This is a genomic window from Paenibacillus athensensis (genome assembly GCF_004514475.2).
In the GTDB taxonomy this organism is placed as follows: Bacteria; Bacillota; Bacilli; order Paenibacillales; family NBRC-103111; genus Paenibacillus_AL; species Paenibacillus_AL athensensis.
On the sequence record NZ_MYFO02000014.1, the window covers coordinates 72,227 to 90,207 of the forward strand.

17 protein-coding genes are annotated in these 17,981 nt (G+C 47.3%); 9 read left to right on the forward strand and 8 right to left on the reverse strand.

Annotated features, from left to right (window positions below; translation table 11 throughout):
- Window positions 1–150: 150 nt before the first annotated feature.
- Together B5M42_RS20795 and B5M42_RS20800 are read right to left on the reverse strand one after the other, a co-directional pair.
- Complete coding sequence (locus B5M42_RS20795) at window positions 151–999, reverse strand: sugar phosphate isomerase/epimerase family protein (protein WP_134754214.1); 849 nt, start codon at window positions 997–999, stop codon at window positions 151–153.
- Between the two features lie 70 nt (window positions 1,000–1,069).
- The gene (locus B5M42_RS20800; RefSeq protein ID WP_134754216.1) at window positions 1,070–2,146 is read right to left on the reverse strand and encodes a Gfo/Idh/MocA family protein; all 1,077 of its coding nucleotides are present in this window, start codon (window positions 2,144–2,146) and stop codon (window positions 1,070–1,072) included.
- Between the two features lie 152 nt (window positions 2,147–2,298).
- Here B5M42_RS20800 and B5M42_RS20805 point away from each other — a divergent pair, with 152 nt between their 5' ends.
- The 5 genes from B5M42_RS20805 (at window position 2,299) to B5M42_RS20825 (ending at window position 6,830) form a co-directional block, all read left to right on the forward strand.
- Window positions 2,299–3,144, forward strand: a complete 846-nt coding sequence (locus B5M42_RS20805; RefSeq protein WP_209280735.1) for an AraC family transcriptional regulator — start codon at window positions 2,299–2,301, stop codon at window positions 3,142–3,144.
- A 427-nt stretch (window positions 3,145–3,571) separates the two neighbouring features.
- Complete coding sequence (locus B5M42_RS20810; RefSeq protein WP_134754220.1) at window positions 3,572–4,249, forward strand: response regulator transcription factor; 678 nt, start codon at window positions 3,572–3,574, stop codon at window positions 4,247–4,249.
- Window positions 4,246–5,658: a sensor histidine kinase gene (locus tag B5M42_RS20815; protein WP_134754222.1), complete on the forward strand. Its 1,413-nt coding sequence runs from the start codon at window positions 4,246–4,248 to the stop codon at window positions 5,656–5,658. Before B5M42_RS20810 ends, B5M42_RS20815 begins: the two co-directional genes overlap by 4 nt.
- A gap of 82 nt (window positions 5,659–5,740) precedes the next feature.
- Complete coding sequence (locus tag B5M42_RS20820; protein ID WP_134754224.1) at window positions 5,741–6,004, forward strand: hypothetical protein; 264 nt, start codon at window positions 5,741–5,743, stop codon at window positions 6,002–6,004.
- 19 nt (window positions 6,005–6,023) lie between these two features.
- Window positions 6,024–6,830, forward strand: coding sequence for a ubiquitin family protein (locus tag B5M42_RS20825; RefSeq protein WP_134754226.1), 807 nt, complete (start codon window positions 6,024–6,026; stop codon window positions 6,828–6,830).
- Here B5M42_RS20825 and B5M42_RS20830 read toward each other — a convergent pair.
- On the reverse strand, window positions 6,789–7,346 hold the full coding sequence (locus tag B5M42_RS20830; protein ID WP_134754228.1) for an SMI1/KNR4 family protein: 558 nt from the start codon (window positions 7,344–7,346) through the stop codon (window positions 6,789–6,791). The two genes, B5M42_RS20825 and B5M42_RS20830, sit on opposite strands and share 42 nt — an antisense overlap.
- 62 nt (window positions 7,347–7,408) lie before the next feature.
- Window positions 7,409–7,750 (reverse strand): low molecular weight protein tyrosine phosphatase family protein, encoded by a 342-nt coding sequence (locus B5M42_RS20835; RefSeq protein WP_134754230.1) that lies wholly within the window; start codon window positions 7,748–7,750, stop codon window positions 7,409–7,411.
- A 409-nt stretch (window positions 7,751–8,159) separates the two neighbouring features.
- On the opposite strand from B5M42_RS20835, the gene B5M42_RS20840 reads away from it, so the two are divergent.
- The 4 genes from B5M42_RS20840 (at window position 8,160) to B5M42_RS20855 (ending at window position 12,135) form a co-directional block, all read left to right on the forward strand.
- A complete protein-coding gene (locus tag B5M42_RS20840) occupies window positions 8,160–9,119 on the forward strand; it encodes a tyrosine-type recombinase/integrase (RefSeq protein ID WP_134754232.1) in 960 nt (319 codons plus the stop codon).
- The gene (locus B5M42_RS20845; RefSeq protein WP_134754234.1) at window positions 9,116–10,096 is read left to right on the forward strand and encodes a tyrosine-type recombinase/integrase; all 981 of its coding nucleotides are present in this window, start codon (window positions 9,116–9,118) and stop codon (window positions 10,094–10,096) included. The genes B5M42_RS20840 and B5M42_RS20845 overlap by 4 nt, the downstream gene beginning before the upstream one ends.
- 259 nt (window positions 10,097–10,355) lie before the next feature.
- On the forward strand, window positions 10,356–10,739 hold the full coding sequence (locus B5M42_RS20850) for a DUF5071 domain-containing protein (RefSeq protein ID WP_167690015.1): 384 nt from the start codon (window positions 10,356–10,358) through the stop codon (window positions 10,737–10,739).
- Window positions 10,740–10,764: 25 nt separating this feature from the next.
- Window positions 10,765–12,135 (forward strand): hypothetical protein, encoded by a 1,371-nt coding sequence (locus B5M42_RS20855; RefSeq protein WP_134754238.1) that lies wholly within the window; start codon window positions 10,765–10,767, stop codon window positions 12,133–12,135.
- 63 nt (window positions 12,136–12,198) lie between these two features.
- On the opposite strand, the gene B5M42_RS20860 is transcribed toward B5M42_RS20855, so the two are convergent.
- The 4 genes from B5M42_RS20860 to B5M42_RS20875 form a co-directional block, all read right to left on the reverse strand.
- Window positions 12,199–13,221 carry a tyrosine-type recombinase/integrase gene (locus tag B5M42_RS20860; protein ID WP_134754240.1) on the reverse strand — a complete coding sequence of 341 codons (1,023 nt, stop codon included), beginning with the start codon at window positions 13,219–13,221 and terminating at the stop codon, window positions 12,199–12,201.
- Window positions 13,222–13,832: 611 nt separating this feature from the next.
- A complete protein-coding gene (locus B5M42_RS20865; protein ID WP_134754242.1) occupies window positions 13,833–14,159 on the reverse strand; it encodes a hypothetical protein in 327 nt (108 codons plus the stop codon).
- 114 nt (window positions 14,160–14,273) lie between these two features.
- A complete protein-coding gene (locus B5M42_RS20870) occupies window positions 14,274–14,576 on the reverse strand; it encodes a DUF7678 domain-containing protein (protein WP_209280736.1) in 303 nt (100 codons plus the stop codon).
- A gap of 84 nt (window positions 14,577–14,660) precedes the next feature.
- Window positions 14,661–17,981 carry a DUF5704 domain-containing protein gene (locus tag B5M42_RS20875; RefSeq protein WP_230633089.1) on the reverse strand — a complete coding sequence of 1,107 codons (3,321 nt, stop codon included), beginning with the start codon at window positions 17,979–17,981 and terminating at the stop codon, window positions 14,661–14,663.

The following is a 17,981-nucleotide window of genomic DNA, read 5'->3' on the forward strand; positions in this document are numbered from 1 at the left end:
AAGGGGGTAAAGATGCAGCACCGAACTGTAAAAATTCCGTAAAAATACGCTTCCCGCTCCGTGGCAACGCCAAAAAAACCGCCCAGACGCCCGGCAGTCCCTGCAATAAGCACAAAGACGAACCCGCAAAGGTTCGTCTCCGATCAATTCCTATTTCAATCCCGCCGCCGCATATGCCTTGCGATAACCGGCTGCCGAACGCGCCAGCAGCTGCTCGCTCGAGCCGGCCGGCGGCTCGAGCGTCAAAATCTCCTGAGCGACGACGCCCCGATATCCAATCGTTTGCAGCGCTTTCAAGAACGTCCCCAGATCAATGACGCCTTCGCTCGGATACAACCGGTCATTGTCCAGAACCTCATTCACCGGAACCGGCTTCGCGTCGTTCAAGTGAACATGGACAATCTGCTGCGGCGACAGCTGCAGCAGCTCAGCTTCCGTCCCTCCGGTCGTATACCAATGATAGGCGTCCAGCAGCAGGCCGACGTTCGGCTCGCCAATCGCGTCGATCCAGTCGAGCGTTTCTTGCATCGTCCAGATAAACGGATTCGCCCACGCGCTGCGCAGATGATGGGGCCCGACGAACTCCAGCCCCAGCCGGATGCCGTACGCGCCGAGAATTTGCGCGCATGTGCGCAGCCTCCGCGTCGCCAGCGCCATGAAATGCGCTGCCGGGTAATCCGTTGCAGGCAGCACATACGTGCAGCAGGCCGTTACGCCGAATTGCGCCGCCGCTTCGGCGTGCAACGCCAAATCCTTCAAGCCGCTGCGGAACGTATCTTCATCCGCGCGCCATTCGACGGGCAAGCCGATAGCGCCAAGCTGTATCCCGTGGCGCTGCAGATGCGCCTGCGCCGCCTCCAGCCCCGCTTCCTCCAGCCAACGCTGCAATTCATCACCGCCCGCATCCACTGCGGCAAAGCCCGCTTTGGCGGCTTCAACGACCAACCGCTCCAAGCTGCCCGCCTCACCAATTCCCGCCCGCGATATTCCCTTGATCATGTAAACTCTCCTTCCCTCATGGACCGTACTGATGTTATCGCCTCATCGAGCATCTCCACCCGCGTTACGATCAAAGCTCCCAATCCAGCTTCACTTCATGACCGGTACGCGATGATTCGTACATCGCATCCAGCACAAGGTTGTTGGTCAGGCCTGTCAAAGCCGAGCTGATCGGCGTCACTCCGTGCTGCACGCAATCAAGGAAATGCTTGCTTAACCGCTCCCGCTCGCCTTCGTCGTCCTCCGGACGGCAAATCCGGCTTTCGATCGGACGATCGAACTTTTCATGCAGCAGCTTACCTTCGCTGCCACGGTAGCAAGCCCCGCCGTCGGAGCCCATCAGGTGAATGAACGGCGAATTATCCGTGTCCATATGCACCGCCCAGCTAACCTCCAGCGTCAGCGAGCTGCCGTCGTCCATCTTGATCATCCCGGTTGCCAAATCCTCCACATCATAAATGCCGTTCCAGTCCGGCGTCCCCCAGGTGCCGATCCCTTGCCGCCTTGGTCCAAACTCGGCGTAAGTAGCGCCAAATACAGAAACCGGCTTCGGATTGCCCATCAAATACAGCGCCAAATCCAGCATATGTACGCCAATATCGATCAGCGGGCCGCCGCCCGATTGGTCCATGCGCGTAAACCAGGTACCCCAGCCCGGAATGCCCTTGCGGCGGTACCAGCCGGTTTTCGCTGTATAAATACGCCCCAGCTCGCCCCGGTCGACCATAGCCTTGATCTGCATCGGCACCGATTCAAAGCGCATTTGATGCGCAATCATCAGCACCTGCTTCGAATTCTTGGCAGCGGCATAAATGCTGCGCGCCGTATCCGCGTTCAGACTCATCGGCTTCTCCAGCAGCACATGCTTGCCGGCGCGCAGCGCTTCAATGGCGATATCCGCATGATGCTGATTCGGTACGCCGATAATAACAGCTTCCACATCATCGCGGTGAATAAGCGCTTCAGCGCTTGGCGCGACATGCGGCACGCCGAACTCTTGGGCCCGTTTAGCAGCCAGCGGCATATTCGTATCGGCAACTGCCGTAATCTCACAGCGATCGGCCAACTTGCTGAATTGCTGAAGATGCACCGTACCGATATTGCCCGTGCCGATGATACCAATTTTTGTTGGGTGCGAAGCGTTCATTTGTTTTTCCTCCCAGTCACTATAACGTTCGACTTCATGATAGTATAAGGGGGAAGAAAAAGTATTCTGGCGGTTTCGGAATGTGTCTCAATTTTTCGACGGAGTGGATGAACGTGACGTACTTTCCGCAGTATTTACAAGATTACCCGAATATGGATACCGCCTTTCCCTTTCATATCAGCATCCACTCTCTGGAGCGCGGCTATCCCGCCCATCGCCATGACTTTCTCGAATTTTCTTACGTGATTGAAGGCAGCGGAGCCGAAAGTGTGAATGGCGTGCGCCACCCGATGGCTCCCGGCACCTTTACGTTTGTCTTGCCCTACCAAGTCCATGAGCTGTTTACCGATCCTGGCGGCAAGCTCGTTTTGTTTAATTGCATGTTCAGCATGGAGGTGTTGATGCAATCGGCCCAAGACGCTGCGGAATGGTTAAGCGGCGTGCTCGATGACGCCGAGGAATTAAGCCCGTTCGTTCAATGGCCGGAGAAGTCGCTGCAGTCGATGCGTCATCTGATGGAGGACATCCTGGACGAATATCGCGGCAACAAGCTCGGGCGCACCCTGCTCCTGAAAGCCAAGCTGACAGAAGCGCTGATTCGTTTCGACCGCCACCGCCGTGAGCGTCAGTCGGACTTTTTGCCACACCCAAACAAACCGTGGCCGGAGCGCTCGCGCTGGCCGATCATCCATTACATTCACCGGAATTTCCACCGGGAGGACCTGATGCTTAGCGAGCTGGCAGGCCGCTTTTCCCTAAGCGTATCGCGCATCAGCGAGCTGATTAAAGAAACGACCGGCCAGACATTCGTGCATTTTCTCAACGACCTGCGTATCCAGCATGCCGCCAGCCTGCTGGTCTCCACCAACATGAGTATCATCGAAATCGCGCACGAGGTCGGCTATGCCTCCTACAAAACCTTCACCCGCATCTTTCGGGAAAAAAAGGGCCTTGTCCCCACCGAATATCGCAAAAAACAGCGGCAGCACGAAACGTGAATCCATACCGCCGACTCGATCCCGCTTTCCGCACCATACGTGCAGAGCGGGATTTTTCAATTTGGCACAATTTCACACGGATTTCACCTTCAGCCTGTACGCTAGGCCCATCACATTTCGAGAGGATGAACCAACATGAATACAGCTCAGCGCTCCTGCTGTGCTTCCGAATTTGATAGGCGTCAAGCCAAGTATCGGCCGTCACTTCTCATACGCTTGCGTTAATGAACGATGAAACAAACCCGCTTGTCTTTATCGTGAAATAACGGACTTTGGCTCCTTTTACGACGTGCTGGTGCTGCCCTCACATCCTGTGATCGCCTTGCTCCGGCACGTTTTTCTTATCGGTTCACCTCCAGCATGGTACACTGAATGAAGGAAAGCCGCAGCAACCAGACACATCATTGACCATCGCTGGGGGGATAACATGGAAATCCGGATATTGGTAGTGGACGACGATACACCTATGCGAAATCTCGTATGCGATATTGTGCGCAAAGAAGGTTATATCGCGATAGAAGCGCATGACGGACAACAAGCGTTGGAGAAGTTTTATGCCGACCAAGAAATTCAGCTGGTGATCCTCGACGTCATGATGCCCGTCTACGACGGATGGGAAGTGCTGCGGGACATTCGCGAGGGCTCCGACGTCCCTGTCATGATGCTAACTGCGCTGGGCGACGAGCATCATGAAGTCGTCGGGCTGAGACACGGCGCGGATGAATACATTGCGAAGCCTTTTAGCTATAAGGTGTTTGTGGCCCGTTTGAATACGCTGCTGCGCAAGGTGAAAAAAGAACGGGGCGAGGAGCTGACGCTCGGCGGTCTGACGATCCGGCAATCGGCTCGCCAAGCGCTTGTGCATCTGGCCGAAATCGAACTGAATCATAAGGAATATAACCTGCTGCTTTATCTCGCCTTGAATGCAGGTCGTGTGCTGACGCGCGAGCAAATTCTGAATCACGTATGGGGCTATGCGTTCACGGGCGATGAGCGAACCATTGACACCCATATCAAAACCTTGCGAGCCAAGCTCGATGCGTGCGGCCCTTATATCAAAACGATTCGCGGCAGCGGCTATATGCTGCAAGCAGGCAACGGATGAGAACCATTCGAGCCAAGCTCTCCGCCTTATTTGTTGTCGTCGTCATCATTTTGGTGCTCATTGGCATTTTGCTGAATGTCTGTCTGCTCAAGCCTTATTACATTTATAAAAAGAAAGCGGTATTCCAAGCGCATAGCGCCCGGATCATCGAGCTGTATGAGCATGATCGCCACCAGCTCAAAGCATTCATCGACGCCATCGACCAGTCCGAAGGGATTAGCAGTCTAATTTTGGACAGCAGTGGCGTAGTGACCTATACTTCAGTCCAGCAACAGCCCGGGCTCATGGATCTTACGCTCCCCAAAGAAATCCGGGACATTCTCCAAGCCAACGCACTGTCTCTGGCCAAGCAGCCGCTGTATACGGTAGCAACGAATGAAAAGGATCTTACACAAAAGCTCGTCTATATCGCACAGCTCCATGACCAAGGACTCGTGATTCTCAGATGGGGGCTCGACGGCGTCACGGAAAGCGTAGCTATCGCCAACCAATTCTATTTGCTGGCCGGTCTCGTGCTGGTCACCATTGGCGGTTTCCTGATCTATGCAGCAGCCCGCAAAGCGACGCAGCCGGTCATCCAGATGAGTCATATAGCCGAAGAAATCTCAAACCTGGTCTTTGATCGCCGGGTCCATTATCAATCATCCGACGAGCTCGGCGGCTTGGGCGCCAGCATTAACCGAATGTCGGAGAAACTAAGCGAGAATATGACCGCCTTGCAGCAAGACGTCAATCGTCGCAAGCAACTGGTTCGCAACATCTCTCACGAGCTCAAAACGCCCATAGCCGTGATCAAAGGATATGTGGAAGGGCTGCAATATGGCGTTGTAGACGAGCCGGAGAAAGTCGCAAAATATTACAGCGTCATTGAAGAAGAATGTAATCGGATGGATGGCATGGTTCGTGAGCTGCTGCAGCTGTCCGCGATGGAATTCGGCCTGTTCGAGCTGAACCCAACGAGCTTTGAGCTTGTCCCCTTGATTCGAAAAGCAGTCGAACGCTTCGCCCCCGAATTGTCGAGGCAGGGCATCCAGCTTGACCTGGAACTGAATATCGATGCGTCCGAGTTGATCCGCGCCGATTATGAACTGATTGAGCGCGTTATCATCAACTACCTCAGCAACGCGATTCATTACACCAACGAACAAAAATCTATCCAACTCACGGCCACCAAAACGCCAGATAGCGTAATCCTGTCGGTCTTTAACACCGGACAGCCTATTGCCGAAGAGGACCTGTCCAACATCTGGGATGTCTTCTACAAAGCGGATCGCGCTCGCTCGCGCGCATATGGAGGGCATGGATTGGGGCTCTCCATTGTCAAGCTGATCGCTGAACTTCACGGAGGACAAGCACGCGTGCAAAATGTCGCTGGCGGTGTGCGATTCGATATCGAATGGCCGAACTGACAGCCGCGCTGCAAGCGCGCAATATTTTCAATGAATTGAATGAGCGAAACGGATGTTTAAGTTTGCTTCTGGAGGTATCAGGATGGCTCGATTTAAAGTCAATTACACACAAAAGGATGAAGATACCTTCATCCTGCAAGGAAATATTCTGACAGGTCAGATACTTCCAGGTATGCAAATTCATGCGCCTCTGAATTCATCTCTATGTGTAACCGGGGATATTACTGCCATCAAAGAAACCGATAGGATGGATCATTACGACATCTTCATTTCTTGCTCCGACCCTGAAGAAATGAATATTTGGTACATGCTGAATTTGACAGGCTATGAGCTTGAAATCGTTTAATCGGTAGAAAGGATAAAAGATGTTCAAAAAACTGATCGATCGCGTAAAAGCTCATTTAATAAGCCGCAAGCTTGGCGTTGATGTGCGGATAGTTCGTTATCAACATCAAGGTGAACCTATTGTCGGCGAGCAACTGCTGCAAGTATTGGATACCATCATTTCACCGCGGGTCTCGCGTTACGGTTTGCATTGGCGTGGCGACCATTCATGGGTAAGTGAAAGCAACAACGGAATTAGGAAAATCGTTCATTATGGCAGATTTACGAAAAGTGGGCATCGCGGTTATATTTCATGGGGAATTGCGCTTGATTTTGTCCTGATTCCGATAGGAAATAAGCTCATCTATAATCGCACGAAAAAGACAGCAATTATCCACATCGGCGAATGGGCTGACGGCTACTTGAGATCGTTCCGGGGAAAAAACATGATTGACGGTGTTGGCGTAGCTGCTCATTATAGCCAAATTGCTGAAAAAACAATAGCGCAAGCTATAGATGGAGAGCTTGAACGTATTACTACGTTCTACGATAAAGCTTCAGATCTTGAAGCCATTATTGAAATAGCAAAAAGTCAATTAGAAAACCCCTTTTCTCCATTTTCTAATATGAGGTTCCCCTCCCCGGCTTACATTCTTGCATTCATATATGCAAAATTAGGGGACATCCAATTAGCAACTACGTACCTTCAAAGAGATCGATGGATGTCCGATCCTGAGAACAGGGCGTTATTCATCTTGGTCGTAGAGAAACTTAATCACTTGGCGACAGAGGCACATCAAAAGAAACTAACCCACCATATCGCTCCAAAATCGAATCGGCTTGATTGATTCAAAACAAATATCATCATACGAGGCTAAACCGAATTCAATCATCAAATATCGGGCCAAATTGTCACCATAATAAATAATATCCGTCTGGTAGACCGAAAAAATAGGATTGCCTATTTCATATGGCTCCGATGGAATATATCGATGAGAATAAATCGGGATCAGTCTCGGCACTTGGCTCATCTCTGCTTTGCACATGGCAAGAGCAGCCTCGAGATGATCCGGCTTGGCTCCCCATCCTTCGTACCAAAAAGAATTGTGCTCAACATCGAAAAGCATACCGTTTAATGGCCAGTTCAAGCTTGTCTTGATTTTATTTATATTAGCCTTGTCTCTATCTCTCCAATTTACAAAATGATTCGATACAGGCAATACCGTGGATAAAAATGCCTTCAAATCTGGAGGAAAAGTCAACTCATACAAGCTTTCAATGGCTTCGAATTCCAAGCAGCTTAGCCCTTGCTCAAAAATAATTCCTTTTCTTTGAAGAGCTCCGATTATTTCATTCAGCGGCACAGTGGCTCCACTCCCTTTAAATTATTCTAAGCTTCTAATCCTTACCCGTCGCTATGCCCCATCTATACTTCTGGCAGTTCAATATATTCCGAGACTCGGGAAAACAAGATTTCAACGAGCTCCTCGTCCATATATGTATAATCGTCGGGTATATCCAGGCAGATTAATTGTTTATCGGACAGTTCATCACTGAACTTTTCACGGAGCCTTCGAATATGCTTCTTTTCCATCGCAAAAATGATGTCCGCCCACCCCACATGGCCGCGGGTCACTCTAATTCGAGCCTGCTCTTCTGTACCTGCAGAACGGACCTCGTAACCCAGAATGCCGTCAAAAATTTTTTCAGCCGTGAGGCTCCTCCATTTATTTTTACTGCATACAAATAAAATTTTAATAGCTTTCATCCTCGCTTTTCTCTATCACTGACTACACATCGAATCCTAATAATGTGTCCACCGCTAATCCTCTTTCGTTATCCCGTTTGAAAACAAAAACAAACCCTTCAAAATTAATTGAAGGGTTGTTTTTAGGTTTGATGCGGTCGAGAGGACTCGAACCTCCACGGGGGGTTAGCCCACACGGACCTGAATTTGACGGGGTAGCAGGAGGTGAATAATTTTCCCATAAAACCCGCAAAACCTTGATATATAAGGCTTTCTCAGGAAGTTCCATTATTTCAGACAAGCTCATTTTTTCTGAAATTTTGCATGTGTTTGACGAGCACATACGCCCACAGGTTTCGCGCACCTGACAGCCCGAACCGCGCAGTTCTTTTTCCGCACCAAACTCTTGCCATGAGAGGATGGTTAGAGTATGCCAAAAAATGAATGTAAAACAGCTTCCCCCGATTTTCACGAATGCGTTAAATCGTTTCTTCTGGACTGCAGGCTCCGCAATCTGACCCAAACCACGATAAACTATTACAAATTCAATCTTCAAGCCTTTGCCGATTTTCTAAATCGTGCCGGTCTGCAACTCGCCGACCTGACTCCATCCGATCTCAGTGAACGCATGATGAATGACATGATCGACAACAGGCTCGCTGTGAATACGATGCGGGGACGCATTTGTACCTGCCAGGTATTTTTCAAGTATATATGGAAGGAAGGGATTCTGCCCGCGAACATTGCCGCCAATCTAAAGCTTTTGAAATCATCAAATCAAGCCATATTTTGTTTTACAGAAGAACAGGTTCATGCTATCCTTCAGCAACCGAACCGGGAAACCTTTACCGGGTTGCGAGATTACGTGATGATGCTCATTTTGCTGGAAACAGGCATGCGAGTGATGGAACTGGTCAATATGAAGGTTTCTGATATTGAGTTTCATGAGGGAACCATTCGCATTCCTTCAGGCAAAGGGAGAAAGCCGCGCATCGTACCTATTCAAAAAACATGCCTGTATCATCTCGATAGGTACATTCGTGAACGAGGCAGCCAACCGTTCGATGACTTCTGGATAACCCTGAACAATAAACCATTTCGGTATGACGGCGTAAAGCACATGATTATAGACCGCTGCAAAGCGGCGCATATTCAAGGAACCCGCGGCTCCGCGCACACCTTTCGGCATACAATGGCCAAATATTATCTTTTGAATGGCGGAGATGTGTTTACTCTGCAGCACATTCTTGGACATACCTCGATCGAGATGACCCAGCGGTACGTCGATTTATTCAGCCGCGATATCCATAACCAACACGAAAAAGCAAGCCCTATAGAATTTATAGTGGCTGCGGCAAGCTCCGAAGAAAGCGGGGGAGTCTGCATATGACACGCCGCAAAAATGCCCTGGCTACCATAGAGCAAGCCGCTCCGCAAAATCCTGTCCTTCCGCTCACATTTGATCACGCCTTGAAATCCTTCCTCCTGCACAATCGAGCGAAAAACCTATCGCCTCGAACACTTGGCTTTTACGAAGAAGCACTTAGACATCTACACAAGTCATTTCAACAGCAACAATTGCCATTAGAACTGAATCGTATGACGGCACAGCAGATCAAGCAGCGTTATATCGGATACATGCTCGATAACGGATTGGCCAGCAACACGGTGAACAACCGAATCCGAGCTTGTAAAACATTTTTCAGATACTTATTTGACGAAAAACTCATTTCCCACAACATCGCCGATCAATTCCATTTGATTAAAGCCGAGAAAAAAATGATTCAAACCTTAACCAAGGAGCAAATTATCCACCTATTGAACCAGCCGGATCAAAACACTTTTACGGGCTTCAGGGATTATACGATTATGATCCTGCTGCTTGAAACGGGCATGAGAATTAGCGAGTGTATCGCCTTACAAGTGAACGATATCAATCTCAAGGAACAGGAAATATCCATTAAAATGGGGAAAGGCAGAAAATCGAGGCGCGTCCCGATCCAAAAAACCTGCATAAGAGCTTTAAATAAATACCTCGCAGAGCGCGGCGACCTTGAAACAAACGCCTTATTCGTAAACGTGGACAATGAACCCGTGAAAGTGAGAACCATTCAAGAAAATATTCAAACCTACGGAAAAACGGCACAAATAAGCGGTGTACGGGTATCGCCGCATACCTTCCGGCACACAATGGCCAAATTTTATATCATGAATGGCGGGGATATTTTCACCTTGCAGCGGATATTGGGGCACTCCACCTTGGATATGGTTAGACATTACGTGGAATTGTTCAGCACAGATATTCAGGAGCAACATCAGAAATACAGCCCGGTTGAGAACATGAATTTGCTTCGTAAGATTCGGTAGATCATGACAAAAGAATCAAGAACTCGGAAAGTCGGGTTTTTGATTCTTTTATTTTAATGGATAAAGTAGCTTTAAGCCGAAGATGCATTTAAGCTATCGAGTCAAGGGATTTAATGGTAAAATTGAATGATTAAGTTGGTAAGCATAGTTTGGGTTATTACCTAATGACGGTGTATGATCTAATTTGACTATTAACGAAAAATCAAATGGATCTACTGTCGCCATATCATATATTTGTCTCAAAAAAGGAATGATTCTGATGAGTATTAGAGACCTGATTCCAAAAGATAAACATGATCTGGATGCTGTTCGTAAAATAAAACAACATTCCGCAAACGAAATCAACGACATACTCCCCGAATTATTCGAATGGTTGCAGGACATTAACTGGCCTGTTGCTGGAGAACTAACAAAAATTCTTCCCCAATTTGGAGATATACTGTTGCCACATATTCGGACGGTGTTAAGGAGCAATGATCCCCAGTGGCAATTTAGCCTGCTGCAATTTCTTATCAGGGAGTTGCCCAGAGATACATCGCTTCAATTAACTGACGCAATTCAGCGAATTGCGGATACCCCTACTCAAGCCGAAATGCTTGAAGAAGTTCATATTTTGGCTAAAGAGATGCTTCGAGATACATAATGAACCAAAAGGAGGGCTACTACGCATGAATAAAAACTACGACCTATTAAGCAACGATATTAATGAATTAAACGAAAACTTAACATTTATCAATGATATTAACTCTGGAGTTAAATACAGAATATTTGCGGTTTATATCTTAGACCTATTAAATGAAAATCCTAAAGAATTAGAGAATTTCCCTTCCTTTCATGATTTAATCAATCTTTACAAAGATTATAAATTGACCTGGCTAGAGTCAGTATCAGTTCTCCAGAGATTATCAAAAGTACATTTTTGTGAATTTGCAGCAGAATTAAATAAAGATCTGTCTTTGCTACTGGAAGAAATGATCGCTAAAGAAGCAAGCGAAATTAATAAGTTAAAAGCAATTGATCGAGAGCTTATCCTTTTTATCTATAAATACTATAAAGAGTTTTTTTCAAAAAAAATCTGTTACAGTTGTAAACATTGTCTCGATTTTAGTTTGTACCTAGATCTTATCTCGAATTTAATAAATGAGCGTATAAGTATTGAAGCAGTGGAGGAAAAACTTCATTACCATAAGATCATACAAATACAAGATAGTATTCTGGAGCTCATTGCCAAAAAAAAGAATGATAACGTATTTCGTATTGAAAGAACCTTTATTAGAAACACAAAGCCAATCGTGTATTTTGACCAAAATGTGCTGGTAAAGTATGAGGAAGATGCTGATTTCAAGTTACTTGTTAACAAAAGTAAAATAGATTTTTATTATGCCTACAGCCCCTCTCATTTGGAGGAAATTAACAAACGATCCGACCAGGATAAAAAAGAACATATTTTAAATGAAATTATTGACTTAACTGAAAAATTGATAATATTACCTTGGGATGACGGATTGAAACTTTTTTATGAAGATCCAAAAACCGGATTAAAAAGGGTTTTTGAGCATAGGGGAGAAGCTGCTGCTCTCGTTGAAAAACTCAGATTACTCAAGTATGAAGGAAGAACGATTTTACATAAAAAATATTTGGAATATAGCAAGAGTATTAACAACATGGATTTGTTTGAAAAGGATAAGGATCTATTAGAGGGAGTCCTTAAGCAACTTTCATCAGGATTTACTCTAGATAGCATCAAAAATCTGGCTAATCCCGAAAGTAATTACATTCGAATCAATAATATAATTTATAAACTTTATAATGCATTTGATGTATTAGGTTTTTGGAAAGAAAAAAATAGCGATTTACGTGCAATTAAAAGTAGCGTGCATGATATTGAGCATTTAATATACGCCATTTGTGCTGACATCTTTGTAACGTCTGATGAAAAATGTTTTAAGAGGAGTCAAGCAATATTTAGCCATATCAAGCCCGCTCTGAAGGTACTCTCTCTCAATCAATTTATAAGCAAGCTTAACGGAGAACACTAGTTCCATAATGGGCGGCAGAGGCAACACTCCTTGCTGCGCGCTGCCGCTATCCTTGTTCTACACTCAGCCCTTCCTTGTCCCCCCTCGAATCAAATTCTTCATCGGCGATGCCTTCGCATGCTGAAGCTTTTTCTCCGGCTTCCACAAATTCACATAGCGCTTGACCATGTCTTGGGTTGTGTGACCCAAAATCTCCTGCAAGCTGTAAGGATCGCCGCCATTCATAATGTACAGCTTGGCAAATGTATGCCGAAATGTATGAGGACTGACCCTCACGCCCTCAATCCGTGCCTTTTTACCGTATTCGCTGATAATTTCCTGAATGGATCGTTCCTTCATCGGGTTGCCGTCAATCGTGACAAACAAATAATTGCTCGGCAAGTCGCCGCGAATCTTTATATACTTCGTCATGATTTTTCGTAGGTCGTCGCAAAAGGGAACATCCCGCGGCCGACGGCTTTTACCGAGCACTCCTTGTAAAAAACAGCCTTTTAGCTCAACTTGATTCAGTTGCAGCTTCACAAGCTCACCTAATCGCAAGCCTGTGTCTAAAATAAGCGTCAGCATGGCGTAATCTCGAAGTCCGGTAAAGGTATGCTGATTGGGCTGAGCAAGCAGGCTGCCGATTTGTTCTTCCGTGAACGAACAGATGGGGTTCTGTTGGCCTTTGCGAGCTTTCAAAAGAAGCAGCGGATTGTTCAGAATCCAGCCTTCACGATGCAGGAAGGAAAAGAAGCGCTTTAATGATTTAATCCGATTATTGATTGTGCTAAGCGCATACCCTTTTTGCTCGACCATGTACATCACAAAATGTTTTCGTACAGCTTCAACCGTAATCTTTTCCACGCTTGGTTCCAAGTCTTGTTCCAACAATATGCGCTTATAGCTCGCCAAATTTTCCTGCTCATGGCAAACAGTTCGTTCGGAAGCTGTTTCAGAACGCTTCGCACGCAGATAAATCTCAACGGCTTCATCCCAAGACAGCTTGATATCAGAACCGCTGGAAGAACTGCTATCCATGTCAATGATGTTCTTTCTTCTTCTCGTAGCCATATGCTCATTGGGAAATGCAACGACGTTTCGCATGGTATCCCTCCATTTCTTCATGGTCTCCATCAAGCAAACTTGCCTCGAAGAACGATGTGTGCTAATACTTTTTGATTGAATTACTCAGTTGCCTCCATGTACTCATATATTGCAATAAGAACTAGGGGCAAATTCACTTCCGGCAAGACAGGCAATGCTCCTGTCCTCTATAAATTCGGTCGTAGATTTGCTGCTCAACGAAGATCGTTTTCCCGCATCTTTTGCAATGAAACCCCACTCTCGACATTAAAGCCCCCCATCTGCTCTTGAAAACAGCAAAACCGCCCCAATGGGACGGCTCACTGTATTGGCCTGGTTTTCAATTCTGGTTTTCCATAAATGAAAAATGGACTACTTCCCTGAAAGTTTATTTTCGCCGCAGCAGCCACAGGCCGAGCTTGTGGCTCAGCACTACGAGTAAAATAAGAGAAGCACCCTCAGCAGATCGATGAACAAAATCACCTAATCTGCATTCTTTTTGCCTGCATCAAATGAAAATCATGTATGTACAGGTTTTTCGTTTGTTCGCCTTGATTTCATTTTTACGACTTCATATAACTGCGTCAGCATTTGCAACAACGAACAAAAGTCTGCTTTTCTTACGCCCTGCGCTATTCAGATGGCCCAGCATTCCCCGACAGATTCACGGCATAAGTTCTGCAGTTTCTTTCTCCCAAACAGGCATAAACCTGAATTCCATCCATAAATCCGTGCAGATACAATTCTTCTTTCTCCTTGGAGGTCTGAAACCCCATAAGCGCATCCCATTCCAAAAACCACCTCCGCTGCTCATCCGACATTGTTTTCCTCAACCGTTCAAACGAAACATCGACAAGCCTCCATTCCGCTTGCTGCTTGGGATTTTCATGTATGTGCTGACAAAGCGAATCAAAGCGATTGCGAAACGCTTCTGCCATCCATGCAGGTAAACCATTCACACTTATTCCTCCTTCCTTGAAAGGTGTGTCCTAGCTTAACTCTGCTCAGCAGGTGCTTGCAAGTCGTTTTTGATTTATCTTGAATGGATTTCACTCATGTTGGAAAATTTCTTGTTATCTCCGCGCCTCGAACGACCAGTCGATACTTTTACGGTCAAAATATTGCACCGTTTTCTCGATCACATCGCGGATTCGTGAGTCGGTCGGCGGACCGCCATCCCACCCTCGATCGTAATTAACAAGCTTGCGGTTGAATTGGGCCGACCGATCCGGGTATACGATCAGTCGACTGATTCTGCCTTGGGCAATCCCATAGTGAGATGGCTCTGAAAACACTTGCACTTCCAAATAATAACCATCCACTTCCCCTAGAAACCGTTTGCCCATATACCATGACCCCTTATCTACAAATCGCATGTTCATCTCCCCCGTTCATGAAATGAAGATGGCATGACCGCTGTTGCCGATCATGCCACATTCAATCGTTTGATAAAAAAACCATCAATGCGTTCCGCCTGCACCGAAATCGTCGTAGGAGGACTGGTCGGCATTGTAGAAAATTACATCGCCATCTTGCACTTGGAACGACACGCCATAAGGATCGGTGAAGCTGCGCTGAAAGCCTTCCATCTGCCATTGATTGCTTAGCGGCGCATGAATGTACTGGAGATTAGGATGATCCAAGTCCTGATTGCGAATCGTCTCGATATTGAAATTGACAATAATGTATCCGTTCTTCAAAAAGACCGGCGCGTTATCGTCCAGTTGATGACTTTTGCCATATACCGCGAGGTCAATGCCCTTCGGAACGACATAGGGCGCCGCCGGAAGGCTGTATTCGCCGCGCCAAAGCTGTACGGAGGCATTCGCCCTCGCAGCACTCACTCCTGTTGGAACGGACATGCTTCCGATAAACGTCCGCAGCGGCGGCGGAAGAATAAGCACATCATAACCGCCGACATACGTTGGCTTTTTAGCGTTTTTCAGATATTTATCGATATACGACTCCCGAGTGCTGCCTGTATTTCCTGACAAGCTCCAAAGCGATGCAGCCGTGTCGGTCAATTCTTGTTGAGGTACGTTACGCAGACGGGCGTCGAGTGTTACGTACCTCCTCTCAAGATCGTCGCTGGAACCGATGCGCACAAATTTTTGGTCATTCGTATGGTAATAGAGGTCAACTGGTTGACGGTTACTCCCCGTTTTATCCACGAAAGTAAAGGTTGGCGTCATTCGGATGCCATCCTGCGAGCCAAACATATTCCCCTTCGTTGTGACCTCGAATTTGAAGTGATACCCGGTCTTGACTGCGATGTTCATCATGCCCGGAAGCGGATTGCTTCCCTGCCGGATCGGCAGCACAAAAGGAAAGCTGTTTCCTCGCGGCGAACCGTCAATTCCATTTGTTCCAACCCAATACTTGGTTCCGGTCGGCGTACTGCTGCCATGCTGTGTTCGAAAAACCTTCTCCCAATTGTAATCAGCTATATCAGTGATTTTAAAATCGTAGAGACGACCAATGACTTCAACCGGAACAACCTGGGTTGCCACATGGTTAGTCAAATCCAAATTTGCATTCATTTGTGCCGTAAAACCGGAGGAAGGGCTGTTTTCGGCAAATGTACGAAACAGGACTTCATAATTCCCTTCATCCACCCAAACTGGCAGGAAAAAAGTGGTTCTCTCCTGCGATACGGGAATGGATGTCCACGTTTCTTTGGGTATAAATGTAGATTTGTCGGCAGTATACACATCGAACGGAAACCAGATCTGCTTATCCTTTATATATTTGCCGTAATCCCGATTGCCGTAACCCGGAATGCTGCGATGCTGGCCGCTCGTCGGAATCGTCACTGAAAATGGCCGATCCAAAATAATAGCCGAACGGCCGGCGGTCGGATTCGTTTTTTGGTTGTGGGTCTGATCATCGGACACTGTCGCGTAGTTAACGACCGGCGTATGCACGGTTACGGTATTGATACCCTGTATAGGAAAGGATAGATTCGAGCCTCCTCCCACGTTTCCCGACAATAGGTCGTAGTAAATCGTTCCGGCGCTTGGCGTATTCGCTCGGTTCACAAGCGATTTGCTAATGATATTCCCGCTCTTGTACAACACATTTTGCCCGATGGTTGTCGGGCTTGGTATGTTTCTCGGTATCGATCCGTCTCGCGTAGTAAGTGCGTCGCTCATTGTGCTGGAGCCGTTGAATTTGACCAAATCATTTTTCACTTGCGGGTCGGGGGTTCGTTCGGCCATCCCTTTTAATATCCCCGTATCATCCGGCAGTGATGGCGGAAAATCAAGACCGCCCTGAACGACTGGCGGACTGTACGTAATCGTCGGCGATGCCGCCGGATAAACATGATTATTTACATTGGCATCATGATGGGATTGCAACGTCGGAGGGGTATATTCAGCAGGAATCATTGTAACGCTTCCTCCCGGCAGCGCATAGTTGCTCACTACCGCCCGATTGATTGAGTACAGTTCCAAATTATTAATTTGCCAGTAGGAATAGCTGCGTTCAATTGTGAAATGATAGGGCTTATTTTGTGAATCTTGCCTGATTCGCGGTGGCTGCGGAACACAAACCGTCCCTCCCTCGTCACTGCTGAAGCATATATCAGGCTGCGACTCTTGCCATTGTCGCGTATAAGTCACAGTAACGGAACACGAGTAAGTGATTTTACCCGACATTTGCACCCAGTTTTGTTTATACAAATAATTGAAAGCAAACACATTGGTATATAAGCTTTCTGAAGTAGGAATCCCCTGCAAGACGTCGAACTTCTCGTTTCCTCGATTGTCAGCTTTTACCACACCGCTGGTCAAAGGATCTAGCACGCTTCCCAACATCGCGGTTCCTTGATTGGGGGAGCCAATGGCCGGTGTACAGCTCCCGCTGCCTCCGCTTGGCGGCAACGGTGTCGGCTCTCCCCCACCACCTCCGTCCGAATAAACAACATGCAACGTCCAGTTGCCGGTGTAGGTGTAGGTCTGGCCTTTGAATATGATGTTAAAGCTATATGGAAAGCGATAGCCAAGCGGACTGCTGCCAAGCTGCGTATAGCTGGGGTCGGAGCCATCGAACGGTCCTATATCTGCATCAAAAGATATGCTTCCGCTAGCATCGGAGGCCACAGTAGTCGGGTAGTTTACGACGAATGATCCGGGTTGAAGCGATAATAACGCATTTTCGAAGGCGACATACGCCGAGCTTAAATTGCTGATACTGTCGCTGTTTGTATAAGTCAGTTCCGAACCGTTAACATTCCAGCCTGAAATGGGATACGAGGCATCACCTGGAAAGCTTCTGGCCGATACGGAAGTGTTTCGACCGGCGTCATAATATGCTTGTTCACCCCCTGCGATGGAGTAATGCGTCGTTCCGTCAAGGTCGAATGACCACCAGTAGCTATGATACGATCCGGCCTGATTTCGCCACCAATCAAAGTAACCGGAAATTGTCGTTTCGGCATGGACAGGGTTCGGCGTACCGCTCACGCTCGTAAATGTACACGCTGTTGTGGAGCATGTCGCAGTTCCAAGGGTTGAAGTTAATGTAGCCGATTGTACCCTTGACGTTTCAATACCCAAGCTGGCAAGGTCAATCAACTCTGGCGTTAAGGCTGCGTTTCTTGAAAAATAGGTCGTACCGTCGCCGCCTCTAGCCGTATGATAGTCGAGCGGAAACTCCAGATTGCCGGTTTGGGTCACATCTGGCGATTTAGCATAGCTGTAATTTGACAAGTCTGCGACAAGCGTGCCAAAGAGCAAGGAGAATAGCATAACCCCTTGCCCAAACTGTATTTTTTTCAT

Bases quoted from the DNA above. Each gene is read 5' to 3' on its own strand.
- B5M42_RS20820 (WP_134754224.1), top strand. From the start codon at position 5,741: ATGGCTCGATTTAAAGTCAATTACACACAAAAGGATGAAGATACCTTC.
- B5M42_RS20870 (WP_209280736.1), bottom strand. From the start codon at position 14,576: ATGCGATTTGTAGATAAGGGGTCATGGTATATGGGCAAACGGTTTCTA.
- B5M42_RS20855 (WP_134754238.1), top strand. From the start codon at position 10,765: ATGAATAAAAACTACGACCTATTAAGCAACGATATTAATGAATTAAAC.
- B5M42_RS20795 (WP_134754214.1), bottom strand. From the start codon at position 999: ATGATCAAGGGAATATCGCGGGCGGGAATTGGTGAGGCGGGCAGCTTG.
- B5M42_RS20860 (WP_134754240.1), bottom strand. From the start codon at position 13,221: ATGCGAAACGTCGTTGCATTTCCCAATGAGCATATGGCTACGAGAAGA.
- B5M42_RS20840 (WP_134754232.1), top strand. From the start codon at position 8,160: ATGCCAAAAAATGAATGTAAAACAGCTTCCCCCGATTTTCACGAATGC.
- B5M42_RS20810 (WP_134754220.1), top strand. From the start codon at position 3,572: ATGGAAATCCGGATATTGGTAGTGGACGACGATACACCTATGCGAAAT.
- B5M42_RS20850 (WP_167690015.1), top strand. From the start codon at position 10,356: ATGAGTATTAGAGACCTGATTCCAAAAGATAAACATGATCTGGATGCT.
- B5M42_RS20835 (WP_134754230.1), bottom strand. From the start codon at position 7,750: ATGAAAGCTATTAAAATTTTATTTGTATGCAGTAAAAATAAATGGAGG.
- B5M42_RS20800 (WP_134754216.1), bottom strand. From the start codon at position 2,146: ATGAACGCTTCGCACCCAACAAAAATTGGTATCATCGGCACGGGCAAT.
- B5M42_RS20805 (WP_209280735.1), top strand. From the start codon at position 2,299: ATGGATACCGCCTTTCCCTTTCATATCAGCATCCACTCTCTGGAGCGC.
- B5M42_RS20875 (WP_230633089.1), bottom strand. From the start codon at position 17,981: ATGAAAAAAATACAGTTTGGGCAAGGGGTTATGCTATTCTCCTTGCTC.
- B5M42_RS20825 (WP_134754226.1), top strand. From the start codon at position 6,024: ATGTTCAAAAAACTGATCGATCGCGTAAAAGCTCATTTAATAAGCCGC.
- B5M42_RS20845 (WP_134754234.1), top strand. From the start codon at position 9,116: ATGACACGCCGCAAAAATGCCCTGGCTACCATAGAGCAAGCCGCTCCG.
- B5M42_RS20815 (WP_134754222.1), top strand. From the start codon at position 4,246: ATGAGAACCATTCGAGCCAAGCTCTCCGCCTTATTTGTTGTCGTCGTC.